General features: G+C 66.5%; 13 protein-coding genes and 1 tRNA gene. 8 read left to right on the top strand and 6 right to left on the bottom strand.

Annotation, left to right across the window (positions count from 1 at the left end):
* Window positions 1-3: 3 nt before the first annotated feature.
* The 5 genes from Y900_RS27075 to Y900_RS27060 all read left to right on the top strand — a co-directional run bounded on the left by Y900_RS27075 (window position 4) and on the right by Y900_RS27060 (window position 5,633).
* Window positions 4-621 carry a sulfocyanin-like copper-binding protein gene (locus tag Y900_RS27075; RefSeq protein WP_036348910.1) on the top strand — a complete coding sequence of 206 codons (618 nt, stop codon included), beginning with the start codon at window positions 4-6 and terminating at the stop codon, window positions 619-621.
* A gap of 153 nt (window positions 622-774) precedes the next feature.
* On the top strand, window positions 775-1,386 hold the full coding sequence (locus Y900_RS27070; protein WP_036348346.1) for a hypothetical protein: 612 nt from the start codon (window positions 775-777) through the stop codon (window positions 1,384-1,386).
* Window positions 1,383-2,429, top strand: a complete 1,047-nt coding sequence (locus Y900_RS27065) for a type II toxin-antitoxin system RelB family anti-toxin (RefSeq protein ID WP_036348344.1) — start codon at window positions 1,383-1,385, stop codon at window positions 2,427-2,429. The genes Y900_RS27070 and Y900_RS27065 overlap by 4 nt, the downstream gene beginning before the upstream one ends.
* A gap of 230 nt (window positions 2,430-2,659) precedes the next feature.
* Window positions 2,660-2,728 (top strand) — tRNA-Tyr (locus tag Y900_RS32540).
* Between the two features lie 502 nt (window positions 2,729-3,230).
* Complete coding sequence (locus tag Y900_RS27060; RefSeq protein ID WP_081845423.1) at window positions 3,231-5,633, top strand: HAD-IC family P-type ATPase; 2,403 nt, start codon at window positions 3,231-3,233, stop codon at window positions 5,631-5,633.
* Window positions 5,634-5,805: 172 nt separating this feature from the next.
* Here Y900_RS27060 and Y900_RS27055 read toward each other — a convergent pair whose 3' ends face one another.
* Window positions 5,806-6,732: an undecaprenyl-diphosphate phosphatase gene (locus Y900_RS27055; RefSeq protein WP_036348341.1), complete on the bottom strand. Its 927-nt coding sequence runs from the start codon at window positions 6,730-6,732 to the stop codon at window positions 5,806-5,808.
* A 143-nt stretch (window positions 6,733-6,875) separates the two neighbouring features.
* On the opposite strand from Y900_RS27055, the gene Y900_RS27050 reads away from it, so the two are divergent.
* From Y900_RS27050 to Y900_RS27040, 3 genes are all read left to right on the top strand, one after another.
* Window positions 6,876-7,811: a phosphatase PAP2 family protein gene (locus Y900_RS27050; protein ID WP_237752740.1), complete on the top strand. Its 936-nt coding sequence runs from the start codon at window positions 6,876-6,878 to the stop codon at window positions 7,809-7,811.
* Window positions 7,812-8,287: 476 nt separating this feature from the next.
* On the top strand, window positions 8,288-8,926 hold the full coding sequence (locus tag Y900_RS27045) for a porin MspA (RefSeq protein WP_036348338.1): 639 nt from the start codon (window positions 8,288-8,290) through the stop codon (window positions 8,924-8,926).
* A 662-nt stretch (window positions 8,927-9,588) separates the two neighbouring features.
* Window positions 9,589-10,266: a response regulator transcription factor gene (locus Y900_RS27040; protein WP_036348903.1), complete on the top strand. Its 678-nt coding sequence runs from the start codon at window positions 9,589-9,591 to the stop codon at window positions 10,264-10,266.
* On the opposite strand, the gene Y900_RS27035 is transcribed toward Y900_RS27040, so the two are convergent.
* The 5 genes from Y900_RS27035 to Y900_RS27015 all read right to left on the bottom strand — a co-directional run bounded on the left by Y900_RS27035 (window position 10,239) and on the right by Y900_RS27015 (window position 16,793).
* A complete protein-coding gene (locus Y900_RS27035; protein ID WP_051660494.1) occupies window positions 10,239-11,654 on the bottom strand; it encodes a sensor histidine kinase in 1,416 nt (471 codons plus the stop codon). The genes Y900_RS27040 and Y900_RS27035 overlap by 28 nt on opposite strands.
* Before the next feature lie 432 nt (window positions 11,655-12,086).
* Window positions 12,087-14,744, bottom strand: coding sequence for an ABC transporter permease (locus Y900_RS27030; RefSeq protein ID WP_036348335.1), 2,658 nt, complete (start codon window positions 14,742-14,744; stop codon window positions 12,087-12,089).
* The gene (locus tag Y900_RS27025) at window positions 14,741-15,466 is read right to left on the bottom strand and encodes an ABC transporter ATP-binding protein (protein WP_237752739.1); all 726 of its coding nucleotides are present in this window, start codon (window positions 15,464-15,466) and stop codon (window positions 14,741-14,743) included. Before Y900_RS27025 ends, Y900_RS27030 begins: the two co-directional genes overlap by 4 nt.
* Window positions 15,463-16,182 carry an ABC transporter ATP-binding protein gene (locus tag Y900_RS27020; RefSeq protein ID WP_081845421.1) on the bottom strand — a complete coding sequence of 240 codons (720 nt, stop codon included), beginning with the start codon at window positions 16,180-16,182 and terminating at the stop codon, window positions 15,463-15,465. Before Y900_RS27020 ends, Y900_RS27025 begins: the two co-directional genes overlap by 4 nt.
* Window positions 16,179-16,793, bottom strand: coding sequence for a hypothetical protein (locus Y900_RS27015; RefSeq protein WP_131536324.1), 615 nt, complete (start codon window positions 16,791-16,793; stop codon window positions 16,179-16,181). The genes Y900_RS27020 and Y900_RS27015 overlap by 4 nt, the downstream gene beginning before the upstream one ends.
* Window positions 16,794-16,846: the final 53 nt, after the last annotated feature.

The raw sequence follows: 16,846 nt of genomic DNA, 5'->3' as shown, positions 1-16,846 counted from the left end.
GCGATGGGCTCGCACCGTGTGCGGCCGGTGTTGATCATCGCGATCGCCGCCGTCGCCCTCGGAATCGCGAGCACGGCAATGTTGGCCGCCTTTGGGTCGTTCGCCGGTTCACGATCCTGTGCGGCACCGGCGTTGCCCGGCACAGTGGTTGACGTCACCCTCACCGACATGGGAGGCATGATGGGGCCGGGCATGATGGGCAACGGCCCCTATGGCCCGGGTGCGAACAACAACGGATACCCGTGGCCCCGCAGGGGAACGACGCGAGTCTTCGTCAACCCGTCCACAGTCCCGGCGGGACCGGTGTCGCTGCGGGTACGCAACAAAGGTGCGCTGACCCACGAGGTGGTCGTGCTGCCACTTCCGCAGGGCCAGCTTCCTGGGCAGCGTGTCAGCGGTCCCGACGGCAAGGTCGACGAGACCGGCAGCCTGGGTGAAGCCTCCCGCACCTGCGGTGCCGATGACGGTATGGACATCGCCCCTTACGGCATCGCTGCCGGGGCCAGCGGCTGGACCACCATCACCCTGCCCCCCGGACGCTACGAGCTGATCTGCAACATCGCCGGCCACTATTGGTCCGGCATGTTCGCTGAACTCGACGTCACTGGTCAGAACCGATAAATCTGGCGCCGCAGGCGCAACCGCGTGCGAGAACCTAACAAGCTCGTATGAGTTCTGGTGTGTTGACGCCAAGAAGGCCTTTGACCTCGACACGTTTGCCTGTATTGCCCAACAATCCAGTCACTGTCTGATGGCACCGGTATATTTTCTGGCATGTTGCAATACCCGGATCCGCAGATAGTTGTCGACGACCTCGGCGACAAATTCTTGCGTGCTTTCGTTCAAGCCGTCGACGCCGCGCGTGCTGACCTCACGGCATTCGAGCAGTTCAAGCCTGAGTGGTTCGTCAATTTCTCGAAGCGTTTCGTCGCGAACTTCATCCACGAGCGCATGTGGGACAGCATGACCCGCCAGGTCGCCAGCCACCCGGACGTCACCGTCGTCGACGAAGAGCCGACCCGTCAAATCCATTACGGCACCAACTATGTGGTGCGCTTCAAACGCCACGCGAGCAACTTGAGGATCGAGACGTTCCCGACCGGCGGAGCGTTGGCGTTCTGGACCAACCAGGCCGCCCTGCCCGGCCTCGACCTCGTCACGCTGGCCATGGGTTATATCTGGGACACCGACCTCGGTGAAATTGGAGACGCCATCCTGTCGTTCCGGGATGGCAAGAATAAACCGGTGTGGTCGGTTACCTTGAAGTCGCGAGGTGGCGAGGCGGCAACCGATATCATGTGGGAACCGATCGATCCGCAGCTCCCGCAACTTGACCTTAGCGAGGTTGCTGAAGAGCACGACGAGGGCACCATGGACCAACCATGAGCCAGATCGGCGACGTCATCCTGACCGCCCGACGCGCCGCCGGCCTCACGCAGGAAGAACTCGCAGACAAGCTGGGTATTACTCAGGCTGCGTTGTCGCGATACGAGAACGACCTGCGGGAACCCGATGACGCCACGGTCGAGCGGATGTCTGAAATCCTCGATGTGTCACCAGATTTCCTCACGCATCCTTTCCAGCTGCGAGGAGCACTCGCAGCCGATGCCCACATGCGGCGCCAGAAGACGACGAAGGTGTCGGAGTGGAAGTCGGCCGAATCGAAGTTGAACCTGTACCGGATGCGGTCGGCGTTTTTGACGCGCCGGATCCCCATTAGCCCGGCGAACCACATGCCCACCTTCGATCCAGATGAGACCGCACCGGCCGACGCCGCCCGCATGGTGCGGGCCCAATGGCGAATGCCGATTGGCCCAGTGCGCAATCTGACGCGGTGGATCGAGTCCGCTGGTGTCATCGTCATCGAGGAGCGCCTGGGAACCCGGCGCATTGACGGGTTGTCTCAGTGGGCCAGTGAGTATCCCGTCGTGCTGCTCAACGCGGATCTGCCAGCTGACAGGAAACGATGGACGCTGGCCCACGAGGTGGGCCACCTCGTGCTGCATTCGAGCTACGTGGACCCAGACGTCGAAACACAGGCCAACGAGTTCGCCGCTGAACTACTCATGCCGTGTCACGTCATCGAGTCTGATCTGCATGACCTGACGCCGTCGCGGCTTCTGGCGTTGAAGAAGGTGTGGGGTGTGTCGATGCAAGCCATCTTCGAGCATGCTTACCGCTTGGGGAAGGCCAGTGCTGCCGAACGGACAAAGTTCTACCGCACCATGAACGCACGAGGATGGCGCAGGCATGAGCCAGGTGCCGACGTCATCGCGGACGAACGACCGGAGTTGGCGCAGACGATCGGGCAGACCCTGATGACACGCGGTGGCCTCAGCCGCGACGAAGTCGCCCGCTTGACCGGCCGCCGTAACGCTGCGAATGAAGAGCTTTTCCTGCCGCCGGAGACACGCCTAAGGGTGCTGTAGGCATGGTTGAGATCAACCTTCGGGCACTGAGCTGGTCTTCTGGGAGATTGCGAACGCGGGAAAATCCTTGGTGCTCAGCTGATAACCCAGAGGTCGCGAGGGCAAATGCAGAATGCATTGTTTGTCACGACCTTGTCACATGTCGGGTGACACAACGGGGGAGGGAGGGAGATCTCCATGGATGATAGTCACAGGTCACATGCCATTACTGGGACAACAGGCAACACATAGGGACGGGACTGCGCGGACTGTAAATCCGTCGGCGAAAGCCTACACAGGTTCGAATCCTGTACCTGCCACTCTGTTCGAAGGCTGCTTTCGTTTGAGCGGCGTGTTCAAGTAGCGCCAGAATTGTCACAGATTGTCACAACGCGGGTGGAACTGAACGCGCAGTCGTGCACGAAGGCGGGTAGGCGGGTAGTGGTTCAGTTTGAGGGGAAGCGGCAGGCGATCGCGGACAGCATGTTGACGACGCTGCGGCGGTTTACCGCAACAGATCGCAAATCCCCTTGGACCCGGAATGCATCTAACGATCTGTTGTAGCGGACGTGTTCGGTCAGTTCGGCGTGTAGCTTCTCGGCTTGTCCGTCCAGCGCCACTAGTTCGCGGTTGAGTTCATGGCGAAAGCTCCGATATCTGGCAGTTGTGTCGCACATTATCCCGAATCTCGGAGTCCGCGGGAGTTCCGGGAATTGGGAATCATCTGATCCAACGGCGTTGCAGAGGTGGGTTGGCCAACATGTGTGAGAGTGATCGTCGGGCTGTGTCGCGTTCCCAGCCTTGGCGAGCACAGTGGGTGGAATGACGACTGCACCCGACGATGGCGGGACATTGGACGCTGCGGCGAACGTCAACGCGGGCGCGCCGGCGGCGAGCCAGGGCGTCCTGAGCAGTGCACCGGCAGGGTTGTCATCGGCTCAGGCGCAGGCATTGCTGGCCGAATTGGGGCCCAACACAGTTCGGGAGGAACGCCCGGGCTTGGCGGCACGGCTGGCAGGCTCGCTGTGGGCGCCGGTGCCCTGGATGCTGGAAGCCACGATCGCGTTGGAGCTGGCGCTGGGCAAGTGGCTGGATGCGGTGATTGTGGCGGCGGTGCTGGTGTTCAACGCCGCTCTGGGGTTCCTTCAGCAGGGCCGGGCCAGGGCGGCCTTGGAGCTGCTGCGACACCGGTTGGCGGTCAATGCGCGGGCGCGCCGGGATGGTTCATGGCAGCTGGTACCGGCCGTTGAGCTGGTCGACGGCGATGTGGTGCACGTCCGGGTCGGTGACCTCGCCCCGGCCGATCTTCGGCTGAATTCGGGCAGTGTCCTGGTGGATCAGTCGAGCCTGACCGGGGAGTCGGTGGCTGTCGATCGGGGGAGCGGTCAGGGGCTATACGCGAGTTCGACCATCGTGCGGGGTGAGGCGACCGGAACAGTCACTGCGACCGGATCCCGGACCTTTTTTGGACGCACCGCCGAGCTGGTCCGCTCCTCCGGCTCTACCGATCGCCTGGGCGGTGTGGTGCTGCGCATGGTGCGGGTGTTCATCGCCATTGACCTGCTGCTCGCCGTGGCAGCGACCACATATCTGGCGGTGCGCGGCGCCCCGGGCGAGGACATCATCTCCTTCGCGATCGTGCTCCTGCTGGCCTCGGTCCCAGTCGCACTGCCGGCCGCGTTCGCCCTGGCCGGGGCACTGGGCGCCCAGCACCTGGTCGGACGCGGAATCCTGACCGCGCGTCTGTCAAGCGTGACTGCCGCCGCCGAGATGGACGTGCTGTGCGTGGACAAGACCGGCACGATCACCTGCAACCGGCTCGCCGTCGCCGCAATCACCATCGGGCCAGGCATATCCGAGGCCCAGGTGTTGCGCCTGGCCGCGGGCGCCTCCGACGAGGCCACCCAGGACCCGATCGACTTGGCCATCCTGCGTGCCGCCACCGAACGCGGCGTGCACGCCGATCCCCGGATCGGGTTCACGCCGTTCGACCCCGCCACCAAACGCTCCGAAGCCACCCTGCACACCGGTAGCCAGACCGTGCGGGTGGCCAAAGGGGCACCGCAGGTCATCGCTGCGCTGGCCGGACAACCCCCCGATCCCGACGTCGCCCGCCTGGCCGCCGCCGGCGCCCGGGTTGTGGCTGTGGCGCTCGCCGAACAGGGCGACGCTTGGCGCCAGGTCGGCCTGCTCGCACTGGCCGACTCGCCGCGCCCGGACGCCGCCGCCATGCTCGCTTCCCTGGCAGAACTCGGCGTGAGCGTGGTGATGATCACCGGCGACAGCGCCGCCACCGCCGCCGCCATCGCCGCCCAGGTGGGCATCAACGGCCCGGTCGTGCGCGCCGCCGCGCTGTACGACGAACGCGTCGCCCCGATCACCACCGGCGTCATCGCCGAGGTTCTTCCCGAAGACAAGCACCATCTCGTCAAGCAGCTTCAAGACGCCGGGCACACCGTGGGCATGACCGGCGATGGCGTCAACGATGCGCCTGCGCTGCGCCAAGCCAACGTCGGCATCGCGGTTGCCGGCGGCACCGACGTCGCCAAGTCCGCCGCCGGGGTCGTGCTGACCCGCGAAGGACTCGCCGACATCGTCGGCCTGGTCCAGGAGAGCCGCCGCATCCACCAACGCTCGCTGACCTACGCCCTCAACGTCAGCGTCAAGAAACTCGAAGTGCCGATCCTGCTCACTGTCGGTGTATTCGCCTGGGGCCAGTTCGTGTTCACCCCGCTGCTGATGGCACTTCTGCTGCTCGGCAACGACGTGGTCAGCATGGCGATCACCACCGACCGCGCCGACTACGGCCGCCGACCCGACCGGTGGGCCGTGCGCAACATCGTCGCCGGGGCCAGCGCCGTCGCGGCCCCGCTGCTCGCGGCTTCGATCGGGTTGCTGTGGTTCACCCGCGACGTCTGGCCGGGTCTAGACCTCGATCGTCTGCGCACCTTGAGCTATCTCACCTTGCTCGCCAGCAGTCAGGTCACCATCTACCTGGTCCGCACCCGTGACCACGCCTGGACGAGCCGCCCCAGCACCCCCCTGATCGCCGCGACCGCCGCTAACCTCGCCATTGCGCTGACCCTCGCCCTCACCGGAACATTCATGGCCCCTCTGCCGGGCACGGTCGCGCTCCTCGTGCTCGGGGCGCTGCTGGTCAGCGCACTCATTGCCGATCTCATCAAAATTCCGGTGTTCAAAGCTCTTGCACTGCATCGGTGCTGACGGTTGCCCGCGCTAGCTCGAACAGGCCGCTTCCCTCGATTTACAGCTTCTTTGCCTGCTCGCACATGGCGACAGACGCAGGTAGGGCAGACTCGACACTCGGCAAAGTCCGCTCAACGCAGCTCAGAGCCCAGAGGCAGAGCGTTCCGGACGCTCGTAAGCGAGCCGGGTTTCAGCGGGCTGTCAGCCAGGCGAGGCTGCCGGCGCCGGCGAGCACGCAGTAGATGGCAAATGGTGTGAGAGTGCGTGTTTCGAAGTAGCGGGTCAGAAACCGCACTGCCAGGTAGGCCGACACGAACGACGCCAGACTGCCGATGAGCACCTGGCCGTGGATGCTGGTTCCGAGCGGACCGAACAGGTCGGGGACCTTCAGCAGGCCGGCGGCCAGGATGATCGGGGTGGCCAACAGGAAGGAAAATCGTGCAGCTTCCTCGTGCGACAGTCCGCGCCACAGGCCGGCGACCATCGTCACCCCCGAACGGCTGATTCCCGGTAACAGGGCCAGGATCTGAGCGCAGCCGATCAGCACACCTTGCGGTATGGACAATTCGGCGAGGCGGTCGTCGACAGCATTGCCTGTGGAGCCAGCAGCCTCGGTCTGGTCGGAGCCTGGGGCGCTCCCCGACGTCAAAGCGGGCACTCTTCGGCGCATCAGCTCTCCGGCATACAGCAAAACGCCATTGACGACCAAGAAGGCCGCGGCGGGAACGGGCTTGCCCAGGGTGGTGCGGAAGACGTGGTCCAGGGCCAGACCAGACAGCCCGACCGGGATGGTCGCCAACACGATCAGCCATGCCAGCCGTTCGGCCGGAGTTTCGATCCGCCGGTATCGCAGCGAGGTGGCGAAGCCGGCAAGGATTCGCACCCAGTCACGCCAGAAGAACACCAGCAGCGCGGCGGCCGTGGCCACATGAAGACCGACGATGAATGCCAAATACGGCGATTCGGGTGTCGAGACGTTGAGGTCGGTGGCCCAGCGTCCACCGACTAGCGCCGGAATGAGAACCGAATGACCAAGGCTGGATACCGGAAATAACTCAGTGACGCCCTGAAATGCGCCCACCACCAGCGCTTCGAAGTAACTGAGGTGGGCGGTCACGGTGAGCGGTGGCTTCGTAGAGTCGTCACGGTCGGTCGTGAGGAGTGCACGGGCGGCACGCTACCGGCGGCGGGGGCGAACGGCCAATGGTTCTCAGCGAACTCTCAACAGCCGTGTCCGTTGGCGATTCCGTTATGTATCCGGTGGTTGGATGGTTGAACGTGGAGCACGGTTCCGGCGCCGGTACGGCAGATTTCGGGTTCGTCAGCATCGGTGTGATCGCCGCGTTGGGAGTGATCGCGATGACGGCGATCGGGGTTGCGCGACGTCCGGAATGGCGTCGGGCACTTGCCCGTGTCGGCGATGTGATGCCCATCCGCCGGTTCTGGGAGTGGACCACCGCGCGGCTGGGGCCGCCGACGTCGTCGCTGCGGGCGCGGATGCGGCTGCAGGGAGTGGCGGGCCTAACGCTGATCGCAGGTCTGGTCGTAGTCACTTTCATGGCTGTTGGGTTCACCGACCTACTCGACGACGTGCTGGAGGGTGACGGAGTAGCTGTCGTCGATCACCCGTCGGCGCGATGGCTGGCGCAGCACCGTGACGTGTGGCTGACCCATGTGCTTGTAGCGGTGACGCATGGCGGCGGCCCGGCCGGTCAGGCGGTGTGGCTGGCGCTGGTGTGTGCCGTCGCGGCGGTGCGCGGCAGATCGTGGCTGCCGGTGCTGCTTGGCGCGGTTGGTGGAGGTGGGATCGCCGCGATGATAGTGCTCGCCAAGCATCTGGTCGGTCGACCGCGCCCGACTTCGCCGTTTGCGCTTATTCCCGCGACGGGCTTCTCGTTTCCCTCTGGCCATGCGACGGGCGCAGCGGCAATTGGGTTGTTGTGCGCCTGGATTTTGTGCCGGTGGGTGGTCAGACCATGGGCCGCACAGGTTTCGGTGTGGGCAGCCACCGGCGCCGCGATCGCACTGATCGGCTTCTCCCGCCTCTACCTTGGGGTCCACTTCGTGACCGATGTGTTGGCGGGCTGGTTGCTGGGAGCCGCGTGGGCGGGGGTAGTCGTTCTGGCCGGATCATGGTCGGTGGCCGAGCGGGGGCGGCAACCCGTCCGCGGGCCCGACTGCAGCCACGACTCGTAAGGCGCTGTCGGAAGTGAACGCCGCGGGAGGCATGCCCGACACACAAACGTATGTCCCTTTCACCGTTTCGGACGGAACGATCACCGTTTCGGTGTCGGAAGGTTGGGCGCACAACACCCCATCTGGTGGCGCAACACGATTCGCCGACAAGAACAACAGCGGTGGTGGTACCTCGACGCACTTTCTCGTCGCGATCGTTCTGGCGATTTCGGCCACTGCGGGGATCGCGGTCAGGATGGCGTGCCGAGCGCCTTTCGCGGCTTTGAGGGGACTGTAAGCCACCTACAGCACAGTCGCTTTCAGCGTCCTCTCAGCGATTCGGTGCGATACTCGCCGCCCCGGACGGTTCAGCGGTGAGCGCCCGGATATCGAGCTACCCGCCCGCCCGCTCGCCCGCGATCGGAAGGTATGGCTCTGTCGATTTCCACACGGTGACGGGCATACAGATGTGGTCACCGCACTGGTGATGGAGGAATATGAGGATCGTCGGTCGGTTGCTGGTGGCGGTGATTGCTGCGGTTGCGGCGTTGTTCGTCGGGACAGGCACTTCGCACGCAGGTTTGGATAACGAGCTGAGTCTGGTTGACGGCGGTGGCCGCACGATGACGATTCAGCAGTGGGACACCTTCCTCAATGGCGTGTTCCCGCTGGACCGCAACCGGCTGACTCGGGAGTGGTTCCACTCCGGCAAGGCCGTCTACAGCGTGGTCGGCCCGGGTGCTGATAGTTTCGCGGGGACCTTGGAGCTGGGTTATCAGGTCGGCTTCCCGTGGTCGTTGGGTGTGGGCATCAACTTCAGCTACACCACCCCCAACATCCTGCTCGACGACGTCAGCATCTCGCCGACCAACTTCCACCCGCTCAACCAGATCATCACCCCGAACCTGTTCCCCGGTGTGTCGATCAGCGCTGACCTGGGCAACGGCCCCGGCATCCAGGAAGTCGCCACCTTCTCGGTGGACGTCTCGGGCCCCAACGGCTCGGTCGCCGTGGCCAACGCCCACGGCACCGTCACCGGTGCCGCCGGCGGTGTGCTCCTGCGCCCCTTCGCTCGCCTGATCTCCAAGGCCGGTGACAGCGTCACCACCTACGGCGAACCCTGGAACATGAACTAACAACCGCCGGCAACGGCCCAGCCGTTCAGCGGTTTCTCAGCGCACGCCTGCCATCGTGAGCGTGGTCGGAAATGACCCGGCGCGACATCGTCGTCGCGTCAGGAACGTGTTAGTCCAGCCGATTGGGGATTCAGGTCGACGTGATCGATTTGGGCATCCTGCTGCCCGAGTTGCGTGGCTACGAGGGCTGAGTCGATTGCGCAGTCCGCTGGTGAGGATGACCGCCCCGCCGGCGCAGCCGATTCGCCGGTAGGTTCATCAAATCCGACAGCGCGGTGCCCGCGCGGTGCTGAACAGCGCGACCACCCTTCCAGGAGATCGCGGGGTGCAAACGCCCCGTTTTTAAGCTGACCCACCCACCACAGCGACGAGGAAGGTGGCGAGAAAATTGGCCTGCCTACCGGATAGCCGAACGTGGGGTGTTTGTGCCAGGAAGATCGCCGCCGGGTTCGCTGAGTGGGGGCGCCCTTTAGCGCCCAGAACAGTGCGGTGGCGTGAGGCCCGCGCATCACATAGCGCACCGGCGCGTCGAGTGGCCCGCCTGGCGGGAGTTCGGCGCGGGTCGTCGGCATGGTCTCGGTGGAGGCGCCTCAGCGGCCCTCTGGATATCGGCCGGTTCTGCTGTACTGGACGAGCCGTTCATTGATTTGGTGGAGGACATTGTGCGCATCCTGGTCGTCGAGGACGAGCCGCGACTGGCCGAACTGATTCGTCGTGGTTTGGTGGCCGAAGGGTTCGTCGTGCAGGTGGCCGGCGACGGGCGGGTGGGATTCGATGAGGCCGTCGGCGGCGGATTCGACGTGCTGGTTCTCGACATCATGTTGCCGTCGATGAGCGGCTACGAAATCGTGCGCGACCTGCGCAAGGCGGACGTGTGGACCCCGGTGCTCATGTTGTCGGCCAAGGACGGGGAGTACGACCTGGCCGATGCATTCGACCTCGGCGCGGATGACTACTTGATCAAGCCGTTCTCGTTCGTGGTGCTGATCGCCAGATTGCGGGCGCTGCTGCGCCGGGGCGCGCCGGCGCGCCCACCCGTGCTGCGGGTCGATGATCTTGAGTTAGACCCAGCCCGCCACCAAGTGAACCGAGCCGGCGTCGAGGTGGAGTTGACGCCCCGCGAGTACGGGGTGCTCGAGTACTTGATGCGCCACGCCGATACGGTCGTCACCAAGCAGGAGGTTCTGCAGTCGGTATGGGACATCAACTACGAAGGCGACGACAATATCGTCGAGGTCTACGTCGGGTATCTGCGGCGCAAACTCGACGTTCCTTTCGGCACGCAGACCATTCACACCGTGCGGGGGGTGGGTTACCGGATGTCCTCGGCGGGCGCATAACTGTCGGTGTCGGCCGGCAGGGTCACCGTGACGCACGCCCCGCCGCCCGAGTCTCCGATGCTGACGGTGCCGTGGTGAGCGGCCACGATTTCAGCGACGATGGCCAACCCGAGCCCGCTACCACCCGCATCGCGGGTTCGAGCGGCATCGAGGCGCACGAACCGTTCGAACACCCGCTCGCGTTGGTCGGCCGGTATTCCCGGTCCGTCGTCGGCGATGCGGATGACGGCGCTGTCTCTCACTCGCTCGCAAACGAGTTCGACGGTGCTGTGGGCGTGTCGGGCGGCGTTGTCGACGAGATTGCGCACCATGCGCGTGAGCTGTCTGCGGTCGCCGCTAACCCGGGCGGCGCCGATCCGTGCCCGCACCGTCAATCGCGGGTTGCTTTGCAGGCGGGCCTTTTCGGTGGCGATGATGTCGTCGAGGTCGACGTTGTCGGCACGGATAGTAAGCTCGTGTTCATCGGCGCGAGCCAATAAGAGCAGGTCGTCGACGAGATCGCGCATGCGGCGGGTTTCAGGAATCAGCGACTCGTCGACCAGTTCGGCGTCGAGCATGTCGGGTCGGTTGTGGGCCAGCTCCAGCGCGGTGCTGATCGCCGACAAGGGACTGCGCAACTCATGGGACACGTCGGAGATGAACCTACGTTGTGCGGCGTGCCCGGCCTGCAGCCGGGTCAGCATATTGTTCATGGTCTGTGCGAGATGGGCAATCTCGTCGCCGGTCGGTGGTACTGGGACGCGTTCGTCGAGCTGCTCGGTGCTGATGGTGTCAACGCGGGCGCGGATGCGTTCGACGGGACGCAGCGCCCGCCCCACCAGGAAGTAGGTCGCCCAAGCGACTAGCGCGACGACGAGCGGTCCGCTGATGGCCAACATCAGCCCGACGGTGGCCACGGTCGTTTCGACGGGTTCACGGTCCCCGCCGACGAGGACAGTGACCGGTCCCGCCGGAGTCGCGGCGCCGCGCGCAGTGACCCACAAGTCGCCGCGGTCGCCGGCCAACTGGATGCGCCCAAGTGTCACCGTCTGCCCGGGTGGCACGACCACCGACGCCACAGCTGACTTGGGGGCTCCGGCCGACGCGAGCTGTACCGCACCCCGGTCGTCGAGGACCTGGATAAGAGCGACCTGGCCGTCGGTGCCCAACAGGCCAGGATCGAGTTCGGCGGGGCCGTCGGTGCGCATCTGTTCGACGAGTTGACCGGCGCGGGTCTGGGCCGCGGCCTGGGTAGATCGTTGCAACGTGTGGTAGAGGACGAAGAGCATGGCTGCCGATGCGACACCGATCCCGAGTGTCACCATGACGGCGGCCGCCACGGTGGATCGGGCGCGCACCGACCAGCGCGACAGCCGGCCCGCCGCCGAGATCAGTTGCGGGCGGTCCATCGTCAGCCCTGAGCCGCCTTCAGTGGCGGGCCGGGTCGTGCGCACGTGCACCTGTGTAGTGCCTCCTGGTTGTCGCGCGTCCGCTCTCATGGGCGGCGCTACCGTGTTCGCGTCGACACCGGTGGTTCGGGGTCGTGATGAGTCGATTCTTCGGCACCGACGACGTCACGGCTGGGTGATCACGCTGATTTCCTCGGTCCTGCACATACGCGCTTCGAAAATCGTCTCGGGTGTCGGTGGTTGGGCGCGCGCCCAGAAGCAGACCGTCCAGCACATCACTGGCCCACGAGTGCGGTGCCCGTGCTCGCGCGGTGCACAAGCACACCCGCGCGGCGGGCAACGCCAGGAGCATGCCGGCGAGCACCGCGGCGTGACGTACCGCAGGCGGACCTGGTGATCGTCATGTCCGTCAAGCGTCGACGCCCGCCGCTGTCATTGGTTACGGATGAGGCCGCGTGCGGGGTGGCGGGTGAACAGCAACACCGCGGCGGCGCTGACTGCGCCCAGCGCCCCGACCGTGACCGCGGCGGTGGCCCCGAGATAGGTCCACGGGACCGCGATGTTGTCCGGCGGCGGGTCGAACACACCGCTGAGCACTTTGACCAGCATCACCGACAGCACCGACCCGGTGAGCCCGCCGGCGAAGATCCCGATGGTGGTCAGGATGGCGGTTTCGCTGAACACCATCGCGCGCAGGTGGCGGCGGTGGGCGCCCAGCGCCGAGAGCAGGGCGTAGATGCGGCGCCGGTCGGTCAGGCCGAGGCCCAGCACGAGCGCGCCCGCTCCGACGGCCAGCACCAGCGCGAAGGACAGTTCGATGCGGGTCAGCCCGGACAGGTCCACTGCGGTCAGGCTGGACCCGACGTCGGCCCGCACCGCGTTGATGTCGGTCACCGTCGCCCCGGTACCGACCACGGCGCGGATGCGGGCGGCGACCGCGGCGGTGTCGCGGCCACCGGTATCGATCAGATATTCGTTGGGGGCCGCCGCGCCGGTCTGCGCGGCGAGGTAGTCGGCGTTGGCAACTAGGAAGCTGTCCTTGGGGGCGGTGGGGAACTCGGTGACGACTCCGGCGTAGCGGAAGGTGACCGGGCGCGGTTGCCGGGTGGAGGCGTCGACGATGCGCAGCGTTACCTGGTCGCCGGGACGTAATTGGAAGTCGTGCACCGTTTCTGCCGACAGCAGGATCGAGTCGGGCCGGGTGACCAGGGCGCTCATCCGCGCCCTCGCGGTCGATTCCGGAAAATAGCTATCCTGCAGGGCGGTTGCGCGGGTGATCGAGGCTGGGCGCACCCCGTAGAGGTCTTGCAGGTCAGCGCCGATGTATGCGAACCGGTGAGCCATGGGTTCCACGGCGCGCACCCCGGGCACGGCGGCGAGCCTGCCGGCGACCTCGGCCGGTAACGGCGCTGTCGCCGTCACGGTGACGTCGGCGCCGTTGGTCAGTTGAGCGTCGACTTCGGCCTGTTGGCGGTAGGTGGCGTTGAATGTCGCCGTGGACGCGGCGAACGCCACCGCCAAGGTGAGCATCACGATGGCGCGCACCAGCGGGCGACGTGCACGGGACATTCCCGCGGCGATGGTGTTCGCCAAGTCACCGGTGAACGGCCGCAGCGCCGCGGCGATCAGTGGGCGGCCGCGCCCGAGCAGCAGATCGGCCAGTCGCCAGGTGAGCAGCCCGGCGCCGATCCATAGCAGCGCGGGGCCGGCGAACGCCCAGTACGACACCGAGATCGCTGGCACCCCTTCGGGGGCCAGCACCAGCTGATACCCGCGGCCAGTGGTGGCGTAGAACACCACCGCCGCCGCGCCCAGGATGAGGCCGTCGATGCCCAACCGTGCCCAGACCGGCACGCTGAGCGTGCCCAGGCGCATCCGCGCGTCGGCAACGGTTTGTGTGCGCACCTCGCGTCTTGCCTGCACCAGCACGGTCGCGGCCGCCACCGCCATCCCGGCGGCCGCGGCCGCCGCCGGCCACCCCACCGCGGCGGTGGCCGTGCTCCCGAACCGCGGCGACCCGAAGGCCAGCCAGTTGACCACCGCTGCGGCAGCCAGCCCGGCCACAGCCCCGACCGCGCCGATGACGGCTGCCTCAGCAGCGGCCAATCCGAACAGCTGACGTGCGGTGGCCCCCCGTGCCCTTAGCACAGTCTGCTCGGCGCGGCGCCGGTCGGCGCCGGCGGAGGTGACGGTGGCGGTGAGCAGGGCGGCCAACACGGCACCGGGCAGCCCCAGGAACACAAACAACACCCGGGCATAGGCGGCGTCGCCGCGTGCGGCGTCCAGCGCCGCACCGAGGTTGTCGCCGACGAGCACGGCCCCGGCGCTGCGGGCTTCCAGGTTGCGTGCCGCGGCGCGCACTGTTGTGTAGGCGGCGCCGGGATCGGCCGGCAGGGCATGGGCGCGACGTAGATGGATCTGTGTGGAGACCAGATCCGGGCGGGTGGCAGTCAGCGGATTGAACAGGTTGTGCCACTGCGTTTCTGGAAGCAGCACCACGTTGTCGGGCGGTGCGGCCGGCTGCGCGGTTGGTGCAGCGCCGACGGTTTGGAACAATGAATTCGCTTGCGGCAGTTCTACGATCCCGGCCACCGTCACCGCAACGGCGGGCAGTCCGGCGCGGCCGATGCTGATCGTCTCGCCGGGAGCAACGTGCAGGTTGGCCGCGGTCTGCTGAGCCAGCAGCACACCGGTGTCCGCACCGGTCAAGGTACGGATCTGGTTCGGGAACAGAATTCGGTAAGTCGCCGGGATGCCCAGCACAACCCCGGGACCGGTGGTTTGGGTGCTGCCGGCGACGGTGGCCGACAACCCACTGGTTTGGGCGAATTCGACCCGCGCGTCGGCCCTCACGCCGGCAGTGGCGCTGACCAGTCGGGCAGCCGCAGCGGTGTCCGCGCCGGGGGTGATTTGGACCTGCCAGTCCACGGCCACGCTGTGCACCGCGCGTTCGGTCATAGTGGCTTCCGAGGTGGCAAGAAACGATCCCAACGTGGCGATCAGGGCGACAGCGACAGCGACGCCGGCGGTGGCCCCGAGGAGGCGGGCGCGTTGGCGGCGCAGCAGGCCGGTGAGCCACACTGTGATCATCGTTGGTTCTCGTCGCTGGTGGTAATCCGCAAGCGGCCGTCGCGCATCGCCCACTCAGTGGGTAGACGCCGGGCGATCACGGGGTCGTGAGTAGACACGATCAGCGCAGCACTCAGCTCGTCGGCGGCGCGCAGCAAGACGTCGATCACCAGCGCGGCGGTCGCGTGGTCGAGCTGGCCCGTGGGTTCATCGGCCAAGATCAGCCGCGGCGCGCTAGCAAGGACGCGGGCAATGGCGACGCGCTGCGCCTGCCCACCGGATAACGCGTCGGGTAACGCCTCGCTCAGCGCATCGACACCCAGCCGGGCCAGCGCCTCGCGGGCGCAGGCGGTGGCCTCGCGCTCCGGGTGTCCGGCGAACAGCAGCGGTAGGCGCACGTTTTCGATCACGTCGAGGTTGGGCACCAGGCTGCGGCCCTGGAAGACAAGCCCCGCTGCGGGACGGGCTGTGCTCGGCTCCGCAGGCAACCAGCTCATGGTGCCGGAGGTGGGTTCATCCAGGCCGGCCAGCAGGTGTAACAGGGTGGACTTGCCCGATCCCGACGGCCCCGTCAACGCGATGCGGTCATGGCAGGCGACCGTCACGGTCACACCGCGCACTGCCACCACGGTGCCAGTGCCTGTACCGAAGCAACGGGTGAGGTGCTCGGTGCGCACCACGGTGGGCTCATCTACATCCGACTCCGCCCGCACCGGCAGATCCGTGTTCCGGACGTTGTTCACGGCATCACCTGTCCGTCGATGAGGGTGACAACCCGGTCGGCGCTCGCGGCCACCGCCGAGCTGTGGCTGGCGATGACGATCGCGGCCCCGGCCGCGGCCCGCTCCCGCAGCACGGCCAACACGCCGGCTTCGGTGGCGGTATCCAGCTCTCCGGTCGGTTCATCGGCCAACACCACCTCCGGGTCATTGGCCAGCGCGACGGCCAGCCCGGCGCGGGCAAGCTCCCCGCCCGACAGCTGCTCGGGGTAGGCGTCGGCGCGTTCGGCGATACTCAACGAGGCCAGCAGCACCGTCGGGTGTGTCCGGACGAGCCCGCCGGCCAGTCGTTGGGCCAGCCGCACGTTCTGTTCAACGGTCAACGGCATCAACAGGTTTCGATCCTGATACAGCAGGCCGACGTGTCGGGCGCGAAGCCGACAGCGCAGCTGTTCGGATTGATGACTGATGCGCTGCCCCCCCAGCCAGACGGTGCCACCGTCGGGTTCGTCCAGACCAGCCAGACAGGCCAGCAACGTGGACTTACCCGACCCGGACGGGCCGACCACGGCAACCAGTTCACCCGCGCACACGGTCAGTGACACCCCCCGCAGGGCCAGTGTCTCCTCGTCACCCGCGCGGAAGAACCGGTACAGCGAGACGGCCTCCAGCACTGGGGCGCTGCCCTGGGCGCGCACAGCCGCATCGAGAAGGGCTTGCGTCACTTCCGGCGTGGTCATCGCAGCCACGCGAACGAGTCGGTGACGGTGCGCCACGGGTCGACGGTGTCCGAGCCCGTCGGCGCGGCCAGCGTGACCACCGCGCCGCGCCCGCCGTGGGCGTATTCGTAGCGGGCGACGTCTTGACGGACCGACTTTCCGGTGACCGGGCTCGGTGGCGAATCGGCCTGATAGCTGATCACGATCACCGGGCCCGCCGACCGTTGCACGGTGCTGACGTCTGCTGCGGTGAACCCGGGCGTGTGCGCGGCGATGCCGGGTACTTCGACGGTGCGGGCGTAGGTTTCGGTGGGTTGATAGAAGCCGTCGTGGGGGCCGACGGTGATGCTGTTGTACTTGTCGCTGAAGGTGACCGTCGACCCGGAATCGGTGCGCGCCCAGCCTTCGGGGTACTTCAGTGTGTAGGACCCGTCGGCAGCGGTGTAGGAGACGAAGGCTTGGTTGTCCGGGATGTCGCCGGGCGGGTTCGACTCGGTCACCGACTGCGCAGCGCTGGCCGATGCTGGTGCCGACGATGTACCGGCAGGGCCGCCGGCACCGCACCCGGCGGCCACGCCGATAACCACAACGCCGCCGGCCGCCGCCGCCAACACGTTCTTCATGACAGGCATGTCTTCCTCGATTCCTGGATGGGATGTCGCGGCGCGGGAGGTCCCAGTACGGC

Origin of the sequence: Mycolicibacterium aromaticivorans JS19b1 = JCM 16368, from assembly GCF_000559085.1 — a bacterium.
GTDB lineage: Bacteria > Actinomycetota > Actinomycetes > Mycobacteriales > Mycobacteriaceae > Mycobacterium > Mycobacterium aromaticivorans.
The sequence above is the reverse complement of the archived record's forward strand: the minus strand, read 5'-3'. Positions and strand labels throughout refer to the sequence as shown.

Excerpts from the sequence above, each read along its gene's own strand:
- Y900_RS27075 (WP_036348910.1), top strand. The coding sequence starts at position 4 with ATGGGCTCGCACCGTGTGCGGCCGGTGTTGATCATCGCGATCGCCGCC.
- Y900_RS27070 (WP_036348346.1), top strand. The coding sequence starts at position 775 with ATGTTGCAATACCCGGATCCGCAGATAGTTGTCGACGACCTCGGCGAC.
- Y900_RS27065 (WP_036348344.1), top strand. The coding sequence starts at position 1,383 with ATGAGCCAGATCGGCGACGTCATCCTGACCGCCCGACGCGCCGCCGGC.
- Y900_RS27060 (WP_081845423.1), top strand. The coding sequence starts at position 3,231 with ATGACGACTGCACCCGACGATGGCGGGACATTGGACGCTGCGGCGAAC.
- Y900_RS27045 (WP_036348338.1), top strand. The coding sequence starts at position 8,288 with ATGAGGATCGTCGGTCGGTTGCTGGTGGCGGTGATTGCTGCGGTTGCG.
- Y900_RS27035 (WP_051660494.1), bottom strand. The coding sequence starts at position 11,654 with ATGGACCGCCCGCAACTGATCTCGGCGGCGGGCCGGCTGTCGCGCTGG.
- Y900_RS27030 (WP_036348335.1), bottom strand. The coding sequence starts at position 14,744 with ATGATCACAGTGTGGCTCACCGGCCTGCTGCGCCGCCAACGCGCCCGC.
- Y900_RS27020 (WP_081845421.1), bottom strand. The coding sequence starts at position 16,182 with ATGACCACGCCGGAAGTGACGCAAGCCCTTCTCGATGCGGCTGTGCGC.
- Y900_RS27015 (WP_131536324.1), bottom strand. The coding sequence starts at position 16,793 with ATGCCTGTCATGAAGAACGTGTTGGCGGCGGCGGCCGGCGGCGTTGTG.